Source organism: Cytobacillus firmus, assembly GCF_023715565.1.
GTDB lineage: Bacteria > Bacillota > Bacilli > Bacillales > Cytobacillaceae > Cytobacillus > Cytobacillus firmus_C.
This window is the reverse complement of record NZ_JAMBOJ010000006.1, coordinates 97725-115305: the sequence shown is the minus strand read 5'-3', so window position 1 is coordinate 115305 and position 17581 is coordinate 97725. Positions and strand designations below refer to the sequence as shown.

At 42.1% G+C, this 17581-nt stretch carries 14 protein-coding genes and 1 other annotated feature; of the genes, 8 read left to right on the top strand and 6 right to left on the bottom strand.

Annotated features, from left to right (window positions below):
- Nucleotides 1-146: 146 nt before the first annotated feature.
- A complete protein-coding gene (locus M3205_RS03875) occupies nt 147-1262 on the bottom strand; it encodes an aminopeptidase (RefSeq protein WP_251168724.1) in 1116 nt (371 codons plus the stop codon).
- A gap of 227 nt (nt 1263-1489) precedes the next feature.
- On the opposite strand from M3205_RS03875, the gene M3205_RS03870 reads away from it, so the two are divergent.
- The 3 genes from M3205_RS03870 to ytxJ all read left to right on the top strand — a co-directional run bounded on the left by M3205_RS03870 (nt 1490) and on the right by ytxJ (nt 2901).
- Complete coding sequence (locus tag M3205_RS03870) at nt 1490-1975, top strand: DUF948 domain-containing protein (RefSeq protein ID WP_251168723.1); 486 nt, start codon at nt 1490-1492, stop codon at nt 1973-1975.
- A 22-nt stretch (nt 1976-1997) separates the two neighbouring features.
- Nucleotides 1998-2501 (top strand): YtxH domain-containing protein, encoded by a 504-nt coding sequence (locus tag M3205_RS03865; protein WP_251168722.1) that lies wholly within the window; start codon nt 1998-2000, stop codon nt 2499-2501.
- 70 nt (nt 2502-2571) lie between these two features.
- Nucleotides 2572-2901: a bacillithiol system redox-active protein YtxJ gene (gene ytxJ, locus M3205_RS03860; protein ID WP_251168721.1), complete on the top strand. Its 330-nt coding sequence runs from the start codon at nt 2572-2574 to the stop codon at nt 2899-2901.
- 30 nt (nt 2902-2931) lie between these two features.
- On the opposite strand, the gene pilM is transcribed toward ytxJ, so the two are convergent.
- Nucleotides 2932-5109, bottom strand: coding sequence for a pilus assembly protein PilM (gene pilM / locus M3205_RS03855; RefSeq protein WP_251168720.1), 2178 nt, complete (start codon nt 5107-5109; stop codon nt 2932-2934).
- 274 nt (nt 5110-5383) lie between these two features.
- On the opposite strand from pilM, the gene M3205_RS03850 reads away from it, so the two are divergent.
- The 4 genes from M3205_RS03850 to motS all read left to right on the top strand — a co-directional run bounded on the left by M3205_RS03850 (nt 5384) and on the right by motS (nt 9532).
- Nucleotides 5384-6460 carry a bifunctional 3-deoxy-7-phosphoheptulonate synthase/chorismate mutase gene (locus M3205_RS03850; protein ID WP_251168719.1) on the top strand — a complete coding sequence of 359 codons (1077 nt, stop codon included), beginning with the start codon at nt 5384-5386 and terminating at the stop codon, nt 6458-6460.
- A gap of 301 nt (nt 6461-6761) precedes the next feature.
- Nucleotides 6762-7760 carry a catabolite control protein A gene (ccpA, locus tag M3205_RS03845; protein WP_251168718.1) on the top strand — a complete coding sequence of 333 codons (999 nt, stop codon included), beginning with the start codon at nt 6762-6764 and terminating at the stop codon, nt 7758-7760.
- A 232-nt stretch (nt 7761-7992) separates the two neighbouring features.
- Nucleotides 7993-8811, top strand: coding sequence for a flagellar motor protein MotP (motP, locus tag M3205_RS03840; RefSeq protein ID WP_251168717.1), 819 nt, complete (start codon nt 7993-7995; stop codon nt 8809-8811).
- Nucleotides 8801-9532, top strand: coding sequence for a flagellar motor protein MotS (gene motS, locus M3205_RS03835; protein ID WP_251168716.1), 732 nt, complete (start codon nt 8801-8803; stop codon nt 9530-9532). Before motP ends, motS begins: the two co-directional genes overlap by 11 nt.
- Nucleotides 9533-9610: 78 nt before the next feature.
- Here motS and M3205_RS03830 read toward each other — a convergent pair whose 3' ends face one another.
- From M3205_RS03830 to M3205_RS03820, 3 genes are all read right to left on the bottom strand, one after another.
- Nucleotides 9611-10783, bottom strand: a complete 1173-nt coding sequence (locus tag M3205_RS03830; RefSeq protein ID WP_251168715.1) for an acetoin utilization protein AcuC — start codon at nt 10781-10783, stop codon at nt 9611-9613.
- Entirely contained in the window at nt 10780-11427 is a 648-nt protein-coding gene (locus M3205_RS03825) for an acetoin utilization AcuB family protein (protein ID WP_251168714.1), read from the bottom strand. Before M3205_RS03825 ends, M3205_RS03830 begins: the two co-directional genes overlap by 4 nt.
- A gap of 83 nt (nt 11428-11510) precedes the next feature.
- Entirely contained in the window at nt 11511-12143 is a 633-nt protein-coding gene (locus M3205_RS03820; RefSeq protein ID WP_095244852.1) for a GNAT family N-acetyltransferase, read from the bottom strand.
- Between the two features lie 223 nt (nt 12144-12366).
- Between M3205_RS03820 and acsA the strand changes: the two genes are divergently transcribed.
- Nucleotides 12367-14085 (top strand): acetate--CoA ligase, encoded by a 1719-nt coding sequence (acsA, locus tag M3205_RS03815; RefSeq protein WP_251168713.1) that lies wholly within the window; start codon nt 12367-12369, stop codon nt 14083-14085.
- A 184-nt stretch (nt 14086-14269) separates the two neighbouring features.
- Here acsA and M3205_RS03810 read toward each other — a convergent pair whose 3' ends face one another.
- Nucleotides 14270-17176 carry a transglycosylase domain-containing protein gene (locus M3205_RS03810; RefSeq protein ID WP_251168712.1) on the bottom strand — a complete coding sequence of 969 codons (2907 nt, stop codon included), beginning with the start codon at nt 17174-17176 and terminating at the stop codon, nt 14270-14272.
- A 156-nt stretch (nt 17177-17332) separates the two neighbouring features.
- Nucleotides 17333-17558: a binding site (T-box leader), on the top strand.
- Nucleotides 17559-17581: the final 23 nt, after the last annotated feature.

Sequence of the window (17581 nt, the reverse complement as noted above, 5' to 3'; positions counted from 1 at the left end):
TAAGGAAATTCACTGCCAAAAAATAAGAATTTAAAGAATTAATACCCTGAAATAAGAGAAAGGTGAATTTGAGCGCACTCAAATTCACCTTTCTTACTATCTGAAGCTAGTTTTGTCCCAGCCCCTTTTTACATAGACTTTTGACCCTATTTTAAGTTCTCTGGATTTAAAGCTTCCAGTTCAGCAATGACGAATCTCCCGTCTTTTCGGATTAATGCTTCATCAAAGTAGATTTCACCGCCGCCATAGTCAGGGCGCTGGATGTTGACCATATCCCAGTGGATATTTGATTTATTTCCATTATATGCTTCGTCATAACACTGTCCGGGTGTAAAGTGGAAGCTTCCATCAATTTTTTCATCGAACAGGATATCCTGCATTGGATGGAGAATGTATGGATTTACTCCGATGGCGAATTCACCAATATAGCGTGCACCTTCATCCGTATCAAAGATTTTATTGATGCGATCACTGTCATTGGCTACCGCTTCAACAATTTTCCCGTCTTTAAATGTCAGCTTAACATTTTCGAATGTAAAACCATGGTATGGGGATGGTGTGTTATAAGTGATAACTCCATTCACCGACTCACGTACAGGAGCAGTGTATACCTCTCCATCAGGAATATTCATCTGTCCGGAGCATTTGATTGCAGGAATATCCTTAATCGAGAAGGACAGGTCTGTACCAGGACCAGTGATCCGGACTTTATCGGTCTTATTCATTAAATCGACAAGGCTGTCCATCGCTTTATCCATCTTACCGTAATCCAGATTGCAGACATCAAAGTAGAAATCTTCGAATGCCTCTGTGCTCATCTTAGCAAGCTGAGCCATGGAAGCATTTGGATAGCGCAGAACTACCCACTTCGTTTTTGGCACGCGAATTTCTCTATGTACTTTTTGTCCAATTGTTGAACCATGGATTCTCATTTTATCATCCGGCACATCAGCCTGCTCGTTGATGTTATCTCCAGAACGAAGTCCTATGTATGCATCCATTTTGCTCATAACATTTGCTTCAAATTCAGCCATCATATTGAATTGCTCCTCTTGCGCTCCTAAAAGAAGGGAACGATCCACCTGCTGATCTTTTAAGGAAACAAAAGGGTATCCTCCAGCAGCGTATGCCTCCTTTATCAGTGCTGTCACCAATTCTTTCTGCAATCCAAAATTTTCAATAAGGACTTTCTCTCCTTTTTGAAGACGGACTGAATAGTTAATTAAATTCTTGGCGAGTTTTTCAATACGGGGATCTTTCATGCATATATACCTCCATTAAATTTATTTTTCCGACAACTATTATTGTAACCGAAATAGATGGTTTTGTTTAACCTTTTCCAGTTATGCTAATATTTACTTTAACTGATGAAAATACCCGTAGGAGAAGGAATTTGGACGTTGCAAGTTGAATCTATTAATGTACTCCTGGTTTAGAGGCAGTGCATCTGGGTAAAAAGTTAGTATACAGACAACCGGAGGTGTAGGAATTGGAAATAATTTTATACTTAAGTGTAGCAGTCATTGCTATTGCATTCCTTGTTTTGGTCATCTATTTGGCAAAAACATTAAAATCCTTGCAAGGGACATTAGATAACGTTTCACACACATTAGCAGGCCTTGAAAGGCAATTAGATGGTGTTACGAAGGAAACTACTGTCCTTCTGCACAAAACAAATTCACTGGCAACAGATATTCAGCAGAAGTCTGAGAATTTGAACAGTGTCGTAACTGCGGTAAAAGAAGTTGGTGACTCTGTCCGCAAATTTAATGGGTCCATTCAGAAAATCACATCTTCTGTTAACACACAGCTTGAACAGAATAAAGATAAAATCTCACAGGTGGTTCAGTGGAGCAATGTACTCCTTGAAATCAAGGATAAGTGGAAAATGAGAAAAGAGGACCCTTATCAGTACAATGTGGGGGAGAAACAAATGCTTCCGCCCGAAAGCCAGAGAGAAAGAGCACGATACTAGAATTAGAGGAGGAAAAAGGAGAATGAATAGCCAAGAACGTACTCAATTAGATTCAAACCAGGTAAAAACAGAGGAAAATATCAATACGAAGGATTTTATGATTGGTGCTCTTATAGGAGGCATGGTTGGAGCTGCTACAGCTTTGTTCCTGGCTCCAAAATCAGGCAAAGAGCTCCAAAGTGATTTAAGCGAAAAAGCGGCCATCCTAAAAGAAAAATCAGGACAGTATCGTGAAACAGCTATGACAAAAGGTACTGAATTGGCTAATGCTGCAAAAGAGAAAACAAATGTGTTAACTCAAACAGTGACCAAGCAATCCAATGAGCTTGTAAATAAAGTGAAAAACTTAAAAGACTATCAAAATGGACCAGCTCCTGCAAACTGCACAGCTGAAGAAAAGGAAGCAGCTATCAATGACGAAACATTCCAGGCTGAGGGAAACGCGCCAGTAAATGATGCAGAAATCCAAATGAAACTGGAAGAAACAAAAAAAGCCTTTGACGAAACTGAGCAAAAGTATAACTAAATTATTTGTTTAAACAACGGTGAAGTGGTACGATAACTTCACCGTTGTTTAATTTTAGGAGGAAAGAAAAATGAAAAAATTTGATAGTCATGAAGCATTTGATCTAGCGGTAGAATCAGGAGAACAGCTGCTGCTTTTAAAACACAGTTCCACATGCCCTGTGAGCGGTGCAGCATATGAAGAATATGAAAGCTTTATAAAAGAGCAAACGGATGTAAATGCTTATTATCTGGTTGTTCAGGAGGATCGTCCTTTGTCTAATCACATTGCAGAAGCTTTTCATATCAAACATGAATCTCCTCAGGCAATTCTGTTTAAAAATGGAGATGTTGTGTGGCATGCATCACATTGGAAGATTACATATGACTCCCTTTTGAATGCAGTGAAGGAAAACAGCTAAAACCCATCCAATCGGATGGGTTTTTAATTTCTATCCATATTTAATAGTGGAATTCTTATTATTTATGGAAGGCCACACAATTTTAAGGTGATCACCAGGCTCTATCGATTCATGAAAAGATGTTTTTTCTCCATTTTTCAAAAGGATGAAGCCTCCGGAAGAGGAAGCAGGCATATCGACATTAACATGGCTGAATATGTCCTGAAAAATAAAGGGGGATCTTGGTTTTTTCAGGATTGTTATCGCATCTCCAGCAGAAATCACGTCATCTTCGGTCAGTATTGCTCCTTCTCTCTGAAATTCGAGTATTCCCCTGGACAGCTCTATTTTCTTGTTGTTAAAAATGACAGGGATGCTCTCCTGAAGTGCCAGCTGCTTAATATCTGCTAATTCCTTTACGGTCAGAGTTTTGCCTTTTTCAATGCGAAGATTGTCACCATCATTTACGATGCTGTGGTAATTAGCCTCAATGCCGTTTTTATAAAGCTTTCCGGAGTGGCGCGGCAGAAAAGTGTCTTTTTCGTTAATGCTGATTCGAAAAGTCTTAAGCTCGTTTAATAAGTTATTCAGATTTAAAATTGTTAAGATTTCTTCAGCAGTTTCCGGTATTCTGCACTCTACTTTATCCCGATCAGCAAGAGTCTGTTCGAGCGAGGCAACTTTGTCATTACAGGTAATGACAGGATGAATTGTAAACTGTTTTCCGTTAATAGTGATAGACTTTTCCGGGACTTCATCAATTAAATCCTTAATGCAAACATCAGCAGACAATCCGTCACGCCCTTTAGAAACGGTTATGATATCCCCTGATTTGATTTCCTCATCAAATGCACTTGGAAGGCTGTTTCGAGTGATTGCTGGAGCTTCTCCATGGCTTCCCGGGATCGTAATGTTTTGCCCGTTTAAATTGATAATCATGGCAAGGCCGGGCTTCCCGTAAAGCTTATTCATTTTTATTCCTGCTGCCAGCATACAATCCCCGACTGTCAGGTTTTTAACCTCAAATAGCCGGACAGGCTGATCGTTGACGTAAACAGTACAATATTGGACCGGCGCTTTTTTAGCGGCAATCGCAATTCCTATTGGGGTGACTAACTCAGGGCCCTTGTCAGTATTATCCGGTAAATGCAGTCCGCTGATAGCATCAATTCCTCTAATTGCAACTCTATTTGCCGGAAGGCCCAATCTGTTAGCAATCCTTTCAGGCAATCCGGGTGTTAAACTCCCGCCTCCTGCCAGCATGACTGCTTTGGGCTGCCTGTTATTCAGCCTCATTATTTCCTCACAAATGGAATTTGTCAAACGTTCCAGAGCTGGAGATATTTTTTCAATTGTCTCTTCTCTGCTGATTTCTGTTTGGAAGCCGAGAATATCGGTGACAGTAATCATATCGGATACGTGCAAGTCTCTTTTTGCCTTTTCTGCCAAAGGGAAGTCCAGCAGAAGCTGGTCACTAATGGCTTCGGTGATCTCATCGCCTGCTACAGGCACCATTCCAAATGCAGTAACTGTCCCCAAATCCGTTATGGCAATATCGGATGTTCCGGCACCGATATCAACAAGTGCCACATTGAGTCTTCTCATTGAAGGCGGGATCAGGACATTAATAGCTGCGATTGGCTCCAGTGTTAAGGCTTCCATTTCCAGGCCGGCCCTATGAAGAGCTGAAATAAGTGACTCCACTACAACCTTCGGCAGGAAGGTAGCAATGATTTCTACAGATGCTTCATCTCCCTGCTGATCAATCAGGCTGCCGATTTCCTCGCCATCTAGATGGTAGTATAAAACCGAGTATCCAACACAATAGTAATAATAGCTTTTTTCAGCTGCCTGCTTTTCTGCTGCAATTGCCTGTGCCTGCTGAACCGCACTTAATTCAAGGTGAACAATATCCTGTTTTTGCATCATCGGTTTGCCTTTAATGATGATCGATGTTTTAGATCTTTCTGTTTTTAAAGCCCTGCCAGCTGCTGCTACACAAACTTTATTTAATGGGCCATGTTTCACTTCAAGTTCATCTCTTATTTCTGCTATAATTTTTGAAACAGCCGGAACATCATGGATTTGGCCATCGAGCATGGCCCTTTCTGCATGCTCCCTAATCATGATGTCTTTCACATGGTATTGGCCGCAGTTTTCTTCCAGAATAATTCCGACCACCGTGCGAGTGCCTATATCCAGTGCAAACAGCTTTTTTTGTCCGCTCAAAGCAATACACCTTCTTTTTATTTTTCATAGAAATGCTTTATTTCCCCACAAATCACTTTATTACTTAAAAGCGTTTAATTAATAAAGAAGTTTTTCGTGACATGTCTGAATAATTCATATATAATAACCCTAATTATAAAAAATGTATCACATATCCAGAGGCCGTAAAAGAGAAAGATGGAAATGTTTAACGGTGTACGCATTATATGCGGCCTGAACACAGATCCTGAAATTATCACGGCTAAATCTCAGAATTGAAAGGAAGGGACAGGAAATGAGCAATAATGAGCTAGATCAACTTCGCAATCGAGTGGATGAGCTGAACCTTCAGCTTTTATCTTTAATCAATGAAAGAGCAGAACTTGTTCAAGAAATCGGCAGAGTAAAGGAAACACAAGGGGTTTATCGATATGATCCTGTCCGTGAACGCAAAATGCTGGATTTGATAAAAGAGCATAATGACGGTCCATTTGAAAATTCAACAATTGAGCATATGTTCAAGGAGATTTTTAAAGCAGGTCTTGAACTTCAGAAAGATGACCATAGAAAAGCACTTCTTGTTTCACGAAAAAAGAAGCCTGAAAACACAATTGTGGACTTAAAAGGTGCAAAAGTAGGAGATGGCAATCCTCATCTTGTTTTTGGCCCATGTGCAGTTGAATCTTATGAGCAGGTCGCAACTGTTGCCGAAGCTGTAAAAGCAAAAGGGCTTAAGCTTCTTCGCGGAGGAGCATTTAAACCTAGAACATCACCATATGATTTTCAGGGTCTTGGCCTTGAAGGACTGAAGATTTTAAAAAGAGTGGCAGATGAATATGATCTTGCCGTTATTTCTGAAATTGTAAGCCCTAATGATATTGAAACAGCTGTAAATTATATTGATGTTATTCAAATCGGTGCAAGAAACATGCAAAACTTCGAACTATTAAAAGCAGCGGGTGCTGTAAATAAGCCAGTTCTTTTAAAGCGTGGAATTGCAGCTACAATTGAAGAATTCATTAATGCCGCGGAATACATTATGTCCCAGGGGAACGGACAGATCATCCTTTGTGAGCGCGGTATCCGTACGTATGAGCGGGCAACACGCAATACACTTGATATTTCCGCTGTGCCAATCCTTAAGCAGGAAACACATTTGCCTGTACTTGTCGACGTTACACATTCAACAGGCCGCAGAGACTTGCTTCTTCCAGCAGCAAAAGCGGCTTTGGCAATCGGCGCAGATGGCGTAATGGCTGAAGTTCATCCTGACCCGGCTGTTGCCCTTTCAGATTCGGCACAGCAAATGGATTTAAATCAATTTGACCATTTCATGTCTGAACTTCAATCTTCTGCATTGCTGAAAGTGTGATTCATCGAATAAGAGCCGTTCGCGCATTCTGATTCGTCATCAAACGGAAATTTTTAAAATATGGAGAGCCTTTTGCTACTGGCAGATGGCTCTTTTTTTTCGCTTGTAAAGTGAATTTTTAAGTTTTTTTCAGAAATATAAGCCTTGACATTGCGGCAATTACTGGACTGTCGTATGATTAAATACATAATTGTTCATGTGTAACCACTCACAAATTAGGATAAAAGATGAGTAGGTTATGTCGTGTTGCTGTAAAATATAAAGTAATAGAAGTCCGCTAATTAAAGAAGGAGTGTCAGTAATGAATGTAACAATATATGATGTGGCTAGAGAAGCGAATGTATCAATGGCAACGGTTTCTCGTGTTGTAAATGGCAACCCGAATGTTAAACCGGCAACAAGAAAGAAAGTAATGGAAGTAATTGACCGGCTCGGATACCGTCCAAACGCGGTTGCAAGAGGATTGGCTAGCAAGAAAACTACTACAGTCGGTGTAATCATTCCCGACATTTCCAGCACTTTTTTTGCTGAACTGGCAAGGGGTATAGAAGATATCGCGACAATGTACAAATACAATATCATTTTAAGCAACTCCGACCAGAATATCGAAAAAGAGCTGCACCTGCTCAATACTATGCTAGGGAAACAGGTGGATGGTATAGTCTTCATGGGCGGCAACATTACGTCCGAGCTTGTTGAAGAGTTTGAAAAGTCACCGGTTCCAATCGTGCTGGCAGGCTCTATTGAAGAAACAGGCAAAATTCCATCAGTAAATATTAATTATGAACAGGCAGCATTTGATGTCACGAAGTCATTTATTGAAAAAGGCCATAAAAATGTTGCGCTTGTGGTAGGACCTCTCCGTGAGCCGATTAATCAGGAAAAGAAGCTTGCAGGTTATAAGCGTGCATTGGAAGAATCAGAAGTATCCTTCCGCGAGGATTTGGTGGTTGAAGGAGATTATACGTACGATTCAGGTATAGAAGCTTTTGAGAAACTTCTTGAGGCCGACCCTCGCCCAACTGCTATTTTTGCAGGATCTGATGAGATGGCTTTGGGAATCATTCACGGAGCCGAGGATAAGGGCTATGGTGTCCCTAAAGACTTTGAGGTCATCAGCTCAGATAATACCAGATTGACCTTAATGGTTCGTCCCCAGCTGACGTCAGTTGTGCAGCCATTGTATGATATCGGTGCAGTTGCCATGAGATTGCTTACGAAACTTATGAATAAAGAATCTGTCGATGAACAAATTGTTGTACTCCCACATCGAATTGAAGAACGAAGCTCAACAAAATAAGAAATATGCCGATATAAAAGAAAAGTGAGGCGCTTCAACCAGCCCAGACAAGTGCTGGAGAGAAGTTGAAGTCGATCTTTGACTTCAGCATCTGGACCGAATTGACTCGAGGGGCTAGGCGCTGCAGCTGGACAAGGGTAGAAAGAAAAACGCCTTAATATGAAAGGCGTTTCTTTCTGTCAATTTTTATACTAAAACTTTTAGATAATGCAGTGGATCAGGGAGAGAGAGTATGAAAAAGTTCGATATGTTAACACCTGCAGGATTAATGGTGGGCCTGGCTATGCTTGTTTTTGGGATTATGTGGAATGGTGGAGCAGATGGATTTTTATCATTTATCGATCCTTCATCACTCCTTATTGTTCTAGGCGGATTAATAGCCGGGCTGCTTGTTAGTTTTCCATTAAAAGATATCAGGCAGATGCCCACCGTTTTTAAGCAGGTTTTCTCCAATGAAGAACAAAGTGTTGGCGAGCTGATTGGCATTTTTGTCAAACTCTCTGAGCGTGCTCGGCGTGAAGGGCTGTTGTCGCTTGAGGCTGAAGTCGGGAAAGTCGATGATTCTTTTATTCGGAAAGGCATTTATCTGGCTGTGGATGGCATAGAGCCGGATGTCATTACTGACATTATGAATGCCGAAATAATGGCGATGGAAGAGAGGCACAGAAAAGGCAGAGGCATTCTTGAAAGAGCGGGTGAGTATGCACCGGCATGGGGAATGATAGGAACTCTGATCGGCCTGGTTCTGATGCTGAAAAATTTAAATGATCCTGCCACTCTTGGGCCAAATATGGCCATTGCCTTATTGACTACATTATATGGCTCACTTCTGGCAAATCTTATTTTTTTGCCAATGGCAGCGAAGCTGGCTTTAAAGACAGAGAAGGAAGTGTTTTTAAAGGAAATCATTATTGAAGGGGTTATTGGTGTTCAGTCCGGTCAAAATCCAAAAATTCTGGAGGAGAAGCTGAGCGCCTTTTTATCCTCAGAAGAACGAAGAGAGCTTGAGATGGCTGTAAAAGCGGGGGAGGCATTAGATCATGAGGCGTAGGCGAAGATCTCCTGAGCCTCCTAAGGGAGCCCCACGCTGGATGGTGACTTTCTCAGATCTCGTCACATTAATATTGGTTTTCTTTATTCTGCTTTTTTCAATGTCACAGATCGATTTAATGAAATTTCAGGCTATATCTGACTCCTTCCGGGACAGACAGGTGCTTGATTTCCAGCAGTCCATCATCCCCGCAGAGAATCAGGAAGAAATGGAAGAAAACAGGGGAGAAGATGGCGCCGATCGATCTGATTTGCTTGATGAGCTCCAGATGGAAATACAATCGTTTCTGGAAGAGAATGGATTAGAAGAGGTTATTGTGGCAAACAGGACGGAGCGTGGTGTTGTTCTCGTCCTGCAGGAACAGGCTTTATTCGAATCCGGGGAAGCCAGCCTTATAGACAGCTCATACTCTTTCTTGGATAAAGTAGGAACCCTGTTAGCAAATATGCCCAATCTGGTGAAAGTGGAAGGACATACTGATGACCGGCCTATAACCACATACAGATACCCGTCCAATTGGGAGTTATCTGCTGCCCGGGCCAGTACGGTAATCAGATATTTAACAGAAGGGCATAAACTTGACAGCCACAGGTTTATGGCTGTCGGCTATGGGGAAACCCGCCCAATCGTTCCCAATTCCGGACCGGAAAATTGGGAGAAGAACAGACGTGTTGAAATTATTATTTCTGATCCGAAATTTAATGAAGAGAAAAATCAATAAACAGGTCTGGCAAAAGCCAGACCTGTTTATTTGCGTGTTAAGAAATGGCAGCCGGAAGTTTCCGGTCAGTCACTTTCCTTATTTAGACTCTGTCAATGGTTTGTTCCGGATGGGATAAAGAACCTTGTCCAATGTCCGGGCATTTTTTTCAGTAATTTCACTTTTTCGGGGGATAGGATTATATAAATCGGCCGGATCTTCCCATTCAGATGGAAGAGGCATAGGTGCGTATTCTTTCCACTTATTTATCCATTCCTCCGGGATATTACCGTAACAATTTGAGTTTTCAGTCATCTCCAGCCAAACCATGGCCCATGCACGGGGAACAACCCTCCAAATATCATAGCCGCCGCCGCCGACTGCAATCCATTTCCCTCCGCAATATTCATGGGCAAGTTCATGAGCAAGCTTCGGAATTTCCCTATAGATTTTAATAGTCGATGATAAATGGGTAAGTGGGTCAAGATAATGGGCATCAGCACCATTTTGCGTCAGAATTACATCAGGTTTGAAAAATTCCGCAACCTCCCGAAAAGCTGTACGGTATGCATGCAGCCAGGAATCATCTTCAGTGAATGCATCCACAGGAATATTGAAAGAGAATCCATATCCCTTCCCTTGTCCCCGCTCATTGATATTTCCTGTACCGGGAAAGAGGTATCGTCCTGTTTCATGAATTGATAGTGTGCATACATCCGGGTCATCATAAAATGACCATTGGACACCGTCACCATGATGAGCATCAGTATCTACATACAGAACACGGGCTTTATACTTTTCCTGCATGTACTTTATGGCTACTGAGCTATCGTTGTAAATGCAAAATCCGGAGGCTTTTCCCCGAAAACCATGGTGAAGACCTCCTCCAAGGTGAAGTGCATGCTTAGCACGTCCGCTCATTACGGCATCAACGGCTGCCAGGGTGCCTCCAACTAAAAAGGAGCTCGCTTCATGCATATTGGGGAATATGGGTGTGTCCTCAGTTCCGAGACCATAGTTTTCACATGATTCCTCAGGAAGCTGTCCCCGGCCGGCAAGCTTGACAGCATTCACATAATTTGGATCATGAATCAGGTGAAGCTCTTCATCTGAAGCCTGGCGCGGCGGGATAATATGACAATCATCAATGGCATTTATATTTTTGAGCAAATCGAGTGTCAGCTTCAGCCTTATCTGATTAAAAGGATGATTTTTGCCGAATTTATAATTCAGCAGGTCTTCCGAATAAACAAATACTGAATCCTGTGTCATAGTGAAATCCCCGGCATATTTGGCCATAAAACGTGGTGGCCTGCTTTTTTCAAATCTTCCACTACAAGTGTAGGATTCATTGTCTGTACCCTTATCACCAATATTTTGAATTTATCATCCGTTTTGTCAGGATATACAAGGACACTCTGGATATTTGCTTTCCTTTTGCAAATGACTTCAGCGATTTCAAATAGCATGCCCGCCTTGTTTGGCACCTTAACTTCAATCTGGGAGCCTGGCTGATGAGCACCTGTCAATTGAACTAATGTATGAAGCAAATCGGTTTCAGTGACAATCCCAACGAGCTTATTATCGTTTAATATAGGCAGGCAGCCAATCCGCTGTTCATAAAAAATGGCGGCAATTTCTTCAGCAAAATCAAGCGGATGACCAGTGATGATATCTGTCTTCATAATAACTTTTAACGGTCTCTGCAGATCTTCCTTAAACAGTTCTGTATGAAAAATAGAAGGTGTGGCATCCCGAATATCCCTGTCTGTTACAAGTCCCTGGAGTCTGCCATCTTCATCTGTTATCGGCAAATGCCGGATTCTTTTTTCGCTCATAATTCTTATGGCGTCTGCAATCGTGTCTTCTTTTGACAGAGCCGTGACATCCGTTTTCATAATTTCTTCAACAATCACTTTAAATGCCTCCTTATAAAATATATGGAGAGATACACTCATGCAGGAAAAATCATAGCATGAACTATGTATTTACACTTCTATTAATACATAAAGCGATTCATAAAGCGCAGACGGTCGAATTGCTGCACAGAATCCTGGTCTACTCTTTTTCCGATTCGGGCCATCAGGCAATTTGCAGGGTGGGAACTGATTTCCGGGTCATCTGTGGCGTACCATTCAAGACCGCCAGCGTTCATCATCTTCTCCATGATTTTTCGATATTCCCATACATTCAGGCCAGTGCCTTTTAAATCCCAGTGCCAATAATACTCAGTCGTTATAACAATATAATCCTCCATAGCATCATCCATCATAGATACTTTCAGAAGGCTCTTGCCTGTTCCTGAACCCCGGAAAGCAGGAATCACTTCTATGGCACCCAATTCAATTAAATTATCCATCTTACCTTCAGACCAGCGTTCAAGAGGATCTGGATATAAGTAAGTGACATAGCCGACAATGGTATGTCTGTCACGGGCCACTATAATTCTGCCCTCAGGCAATCCTGCAATTTCAACCAGTGCCTTATGCTGCTGAGCCGGCGGCCTAAAAGCGACAAGATCTTTATGAAACTCATAATCTGCCAATTTTTCTTGTGTAATTGGACCCTCAATAATTAGTTTTCCATTGGCTGTTTTTAATTCTTTTGCATTATACGTTTTTTTATGTTCCATGTATTCACCACCCAGGTAGCATGATCAATGTATCTTCTATTATACATAAAAACGCGGATGATAAAGCGCTTTCACATAATTTTCTGATGAATTTAAAAAAGTTTATGACAATTTATGATCTGGTCATAATTACTTTTTTTCCTCTTTTAAAATTTTAAAAATTGAGAAAATATTATGTTTATACTATAATAATATCAAATATAAATAAGGGGGAGAACGATTTATGAAAGTGGAAGCGCTGCCAGTAACACAAGGGGACTTTAATTTGAAAAATTATAATGAACTTTATGCAAATTTCAACTGGGCTGATGCGGAAAAAGAATTTTCCTGGAAAGAAACTGGCCGCATGAATATGGCCTATGAGGCTATTGACCGTCATGCGGAATCTTTCAGAAAAAATAAGGTTGCCCTTTATTATCGCGATGGGGAGAGAAATGAGAAATATACTTTTAAAGAAATGAAGGAACTATCCAATCAAGCGGGTAATGCATTAAAGGCATATGGTGATGTTGAAAAAGGCGACCGGGTGTTCATTTTTATGCCGCGTTCTCCTGAGCTCTATTTTGCCGTATTGGGGGCTGTTAAGCTGGGGGCTATTGTAGGTCCTCTATTTGAAGCTTTCATGGAAGGTGCTGTTCGTGACAGGCTTGCTGACAGTGAAGCCAAAGTCCTGATTACAACACCTGAGCTTTTGGAACGCGTGCCAGTTGACCAGTTGCCTGCTTTAAAGCATGTTTTCCTTGTTGGGGAAAACATAGAGGAAACCGGGCCATATGTTAATTTTAATAAAAGAATGGCAGAATCCAGCAGGAAGCTTCCAATTGAATGGGTTGACGGAAACGACGGGCTTATTTTGCATTATACTTCGGGATCAACAGGCAAGCCAAAAGGGGTCCTGCATGTACATAATGCAATGATTCAGCATTACCAGACAGCTAAATGGGTGCTGGACTTAAAAGAAGAAGATGTATATTGGTGCACTGCTGATCCAGGGTGGGTAACCGGTACTTCATATGGTATTTTCGGCCCGTGGCTGACAGGGACTTCAAACCTTGTGGTCGGGGGCAGGTTCAATCCGGAAACTTGGTATAAAATGATAGAGGAGTATGGTGTGACAGTTTGGTATAGTGCTCCGACTGCATTCCGAATGCTGATGGGAGCAGGCGATGAAGTTGTAAAAAAATTTGATTTAAGCTCCCTTCGCCATGTTCTAAGTGTCGGTGAACCGTTAAATCCCGAAGTTGTCAGATGGGGTACAAAAGTCTTTAATATGCGCATCCATGATACATGGTGGATGACTGAAACAGGTGCACAGATTATCTGCAATTACCCTTGCATGGAAATAAAGCCGGGATCCATGGGCAAGCCGATTCCGGGAGTAAAAGCAGCCATTGTCGATGATCAGGGCAATGAACTGCCTCCTAACCGTATGGGCAACCTTGCGATTAAAAAAGGCTGGCCTTCCATGATGCATGCCATCTGGAATAACAAGCAGAAATATGAATCTTATTTTATGCCGGGTGATTGGTATGTTTCCGGAGATTCCGCTTATATGGATGAAGATGGATACTTCTGGTTCCAGGGCCGTGTAGATGATGTTATCATGACATCAGGCGAACGTGTAGGTCCGTTTGAAGTAGAGAGTAAATTGATCGAACATCCTGCGGTTGCAGAAGCAGGGGTTATCGGTAAGCCGGATCCTGTCCGCGGCGAAATTATTAAAGCGTTTGTTGCTTTACGGGATGGGCATGAACCTACTGAGGAATTAGTGGAAGAAATTCGTCAATTCGTTAAGAAAGGTCTTGCTGCCCACGCTGCTCCGCGTGAAATCGAATTCCGCGACAAGCTTCCAAAAACCCGCAGCGGCAAAATTATGCGTCGTGTGCTTAAGGCATGGGAACTGGATCTCCCAACCGGTGATTTGTCTACAATGGAAGATTAAGAAAGTTGAAGGCCGCTGTTTAAAAATAGCGGCCTTCATTTGTTTATGAAAGCATAAAGTGAACCTTCAATCAGTGGGGGATTCTCCTGATCCCCCACTGATTGATAGTTGAATCAAACTGCCCGTTAGACTGCGATAAAAAGGGAAAAGCAGAAATCCAATCAAGGGATTTCTGCTTCTCGTTTTAATCATTTTCAGCTGATGTCTCTCCATCTTCGCCGGATTCTGATGGTTTTTCTTCCTTGGGCTTTTCTGCGGATGGCGGATCTTTTGGTTTTTCTTCCTTAGGTTTTTCTTTCTTAGGTTTCTCTTCTTTTGGTTTGTCTTTTTTAGGTTTATCTTCTTGAGGTTTCTCTTCTTCCTGCTGTTTGCCGATTTCCACTGTATTGGATGGAGCAGACTCTCTGCCTGCAATGTCAACGGCTGTTACATGGATTGAGCCGTTTCCAGCTTTAAAGCTAAGGGAAGAGCCGGCTTTTATGGTACCGACTTTTTTGCCTCCGTTATAGACACGGTAACCTATCACATCATTTTCAGGATTGGCACCCCATGTAATGGTTTCCCCCGAAGCTTTTATGCCTGGAGCTGCCGGGGCTTTACCGTTGTCTTTAAGCTCGTCAGCACTAGTCAGGATGCTCTTCCAGCGTTCCTTATTCGGAATTAGCGTGCTTAAACTTGCTTTAATGCCGAACAACTTTTGAATATATTCCGGATTCACTACCATTCCAGGTTCAGTAAACTCTTCAGGTGTTGAATCAAGTGCAATATATTTTTTATCTCCAATTCGTACAAGTTTACCATTGCCGAGGCTATCATCCACTTTTGTTGGAACAAATTTAGCATTAAATAAGTCAGTCTCGACCAAACCGGCTTTTGAACATGCCTCTGAAGGGAGAAGGCCGGAAATGGCACAGAATGAACGTCTTACGATACCGCCCGGCATTTTAAAGCTTTCGCTTGGGTCTACTAGGTCTGGTGCAACGTCATATGCTGCATTCATCAGATCTGCCCAGAGATAGTTGGTACGCAAGCTATAGCTTAGCGGTCCTGGAGCTTTTAATGATTTAGGCGTATCATATCCAGACCAGATGCCAAACGTGACATTCGGGTTGGTAGCGACAAACCAGGAATCTATGAATTCAGTACCTGTACCTGTTTTCCCTGCCCAGTCAGAACCGAACTTCAATCTGCTCTTAATCGATGTGGCAGTTCCGCTGTTAATAACGTCTCTCATCATATCGATTGTAAGGTACGCTGTCTGCGGGCTAAATACATCAACAGGCTCGGACTTATGCTGGTATATGACGTTCCCGTTTTTATCTGTAATTTTTTCAATCATATAGGCGTCGATAAATTTCCCGCCATTAGCGAACGTAGTAAATGCGTTTGTATTTTCTTCGACTGTTACGCCGTATTCCAGTGATCCAATGGATGTAGCCAGGTTTGTATAGTCATGGCCAATAAGAGAAGTAAAGCCCATCTTTTCCAGGTAATTAGCAGGACGCTGCCCAACTATATCTTTATAGAGCTTTACAGCTGGGACATTGTAGGAATGCTTAAGTGCATGTCTGGCTGAAACGAGCCCGCTATAGGTATTTGTATAGTTCTTTGGCCAAGGTCTGTTTAGTCCCGGGGCAAGGTGCAGCGGCACATCAGGAAGTATCGTGCCCGGCGCTGCTTTTCCTAGTTCTATTGCCGGGGCATAGACTAAAAGCGGCTTCATGGTTGAACCATTTTGCCTCAGAGCGCTTGTAGCATGGTTAAGCTGCTCGCGTTTATGATCGCGTCCTCCGACAAAACTGATGATTTTCCCGGTTTTATTTTCAATTAAGATAGCACCAACTTCTACGGGCTCCATGATTTGCTTGTTTTCGCCAGTTTCCGGATCCTTCACTGTCTCAGGTTTGTCCGGTCCGTAATGAGGGTAGTTATCTTTGACCTGCTGCATTTTATCATAAATATCTTTATTAATTGTTGTATGGATCTGGAAGCCATTTTGGCGGATCGTCCGGTCTGCCAGAGTCTTGTATTCTTCCCGGACCTCGTCATCTTGCTTTAAGTCCTTCTCTTCGTATCCATCATTTTTTGCGAGAATTTTAGTCAAGATGTCTACTGCGCGTTCTTCTATTTCATACGTTAAATATGGATACTTTTCCAAAGGGCTCTCAGAAGCTGTAGTAAAATCCTTGGTCAAGTCATATGCCAAAGCTTCCTCATATTGCTTCTGGTCAATCTTTCCGTCATCATACATTCTTTTCAGAACGGTTTTCATCCTGGAGAAGCCCGGTTCCAGATTCTCTTTGAGCTTTCCCTCCCTTGTAAAGGGAGTGTAACCGAATGGACTTTGAGGGAGCCCTGCAATGAAAGCGGCCTGAGGCAATGTTAATTCCTTTGCACTCACCCCGAATATACCTTTGGCAGCTGCTTCAACTCCGGCAATATTACGTCCGGCTGCATTTCTTCCAAAGGTGGAAACATTTAAATACGCTTCCAATATTTCTTTTTTGTCAAAAAACTTCTCGAGACGCAAAGCAAGCAGAATCTCTTTTGCTTTCCGCTCAAAAGAAACTTCATTCGTTAAGATCTGGTTCTTTATCAGCTGCTGTGTCAGTGTACTTCCGCCGGATTGAACAGATGAATTTGTTACCTCCTGGAACAATGCACGCATGATCGCTTTTGGCACTACCCCGTCATGCTCGTAGAAATACTCATCTTCTGTAGCTACTACTGCGTTAATTAAGTGTTCCGAAACATCATCAAGCTTAACTTCCTCACGTTCAAGGTCTGTTCTGAGCTTTCCGAGATAGACATTGTTTGCAAAATATAGTTCTGATGTTTCTTCATAGTCATAAATATCTTTTTTCATGCTGGCATAGGATCGGATGGGCTCATCCTTCACAAGCGAAGCGAAATAACCGGCTCCGAGGCCCCCAGCAAATGAACCGCCAACGACAGCCAGGATGATAAAAAGCAAAGTAAGATTCCAGATGACCTGGTATGTAATACTTGCGCCTTTAGCGGCTTTCTTATTACCAAAAAGGCCCGGAGTCTGCCTCAATTTATCCATTAAAATTTGAAACTTTTCTTTCATCGTATCAATCCCCCTAAAATCACATATATTATAGCACAATGTGACAGCCCAATATGACATGGTTCGCCATTTATCTGAAATTTCCTTTTTTGTACAGGCATTTGACATTTGGCTCATTTTTATGATAAAAATATTCTATCTTAGACGTTAAATATTTTATAGGCATTGATGGGAATCCAGTAATGCTTCTATCCCTGTTTCAGAAAGCCGGCGTTTGCTGCGAGCCGGTACAAATAGAAGGATGAATTACCTCCCTGAGCTTTCACTGTCAACCTGCACAGCAGTTATAGCAGTGGACGGAAGTATCCGTTATTTCGAAAGAGTGGAGGACATTTGTCTTCAATCTGGGTGGTACCGCGCAAAATGATCATGCGTCCCTGCATAATTGCAGGGGCGCTTTTTGTA